Here is a 1,279-nt window from a genome sequence, read left to right as displayed (position 1 = left end):
CCAGCAAACCGATTCTGAACAGCGGAGCTTTCGCCAAATCAAATTTCCGAACGAATGAAGCCATAATTGCCTCATCTGAGCGGCCGCCTCTTTCAATCATTTCGATGTTGAAATCAACGCTATTGTGAATTTTCTGTCTCGGCGTGCTGTTTTCAAGAACAAATGATGTTCTCAATGACTCGTGGCGTCGGATTAATCCCTGAAATGCGCGCTCCAGCTTTTGAATATCTAAAGGCCCTTCTAATATTGCTGCTGCCGGCATGTTGTAGCCGACTCCCGCATCCTCGAACTGGCTGACGATATATGTTCGCTGCTGTGCCAGGGAAAGCGGGTAATGCTCCTGTTTTTCAGCAGGTTCAATCACCGAAAACTCCCGGCTTTCTCTGTGATCAGCCTCCTCTGCAAGAGCCGCAATCGTCGGATGCTCAAACAAATATTGAAGCGGAATCTCGACGCCTGTTTCCTTATGAATCTTTGTTAAAAGGGTCATGGCTTTCAATGAATGCCCGCCAGTTTCAAAGAAATTGTCAAAGATCCCCGCCTTCTCAACGTTCAGTACGTCCTGCCAAATGGCTGCGATTGCTTTTTCAGTCTCATTTCGCGGCGGTGTATAGGCAGTGCCGCTGACAGCCTTCACCTCTAGTGCAAACAGCTTGCGGCGGTCGACTTTGCCGCTTGGCGTAAGCGGAATTTCTGTCACTTCTGTAAAGTAAGCCGGCACCATATAGTCAGGAAGCTGTCTGGCCGCATGCGCCCTCAAGCCGGCTGGCGCAAATTCGCTTTCAGGCTTCTGCACAACATATGCGCAAACCTCAAGATTTCCCTGTTCGTCAGGGCGTGCCAAAACAACGGCTTTTGCAACGTCTGGCGCCTGCTGAATCACGGCTTCAATTTCCCCAAGCTCAATCCGGTATCCGCGGACTTTGACCTGGTCATCCTCTCTGCCTAAATATTCGATTGTTCCATCTGGAAGCCAGCGTACCACATCTCCGGTCCGGTACATGCGATCGCCCGGCACGAATGGATCTTGTAAAAACTTCTCTTCCGTTAATTCAGGCAGATGTAAATAGCCTCGGCCCACACCGTCTCCCGCGATATAAAGCTCGCCCGCCACGCCTTCAGGCTGCAGCCGGCCTTTTTGATCCAAAATATATAAGCGGTTATTCCCCAGCGCTTTCCCGATCGGCACATACGCTGATTGAACTGCATTCTCAGGGATAACCGGATGAACAGACGCGTCAACGCACGTTTCAGTCGGCCCGTACACATTGGTCAACCG

At 50.8% G+C, this 1,279-nt stretch carries 1 protein-coding gene; it reads right to left on the bottom strand.

The genetic code is table 11. The features are described 5' to 3' along the window. Positions 1–1,279, bottom strand: a 1,279-nt coding sequence (locus ACWHAR_RS21880) for a condensation domain-containing protein (RefSeq protein ID WP_452087810.1), incomplete at both ends; no start/stop codon positions are given.

The organism is Bacillus sp. LR--39 (assembly GCF_053613335.1).
Note: the sequence above shows the minus strand (reverse complement) of the source record. Positions and strands in the feature narration are given on the sequence as shown.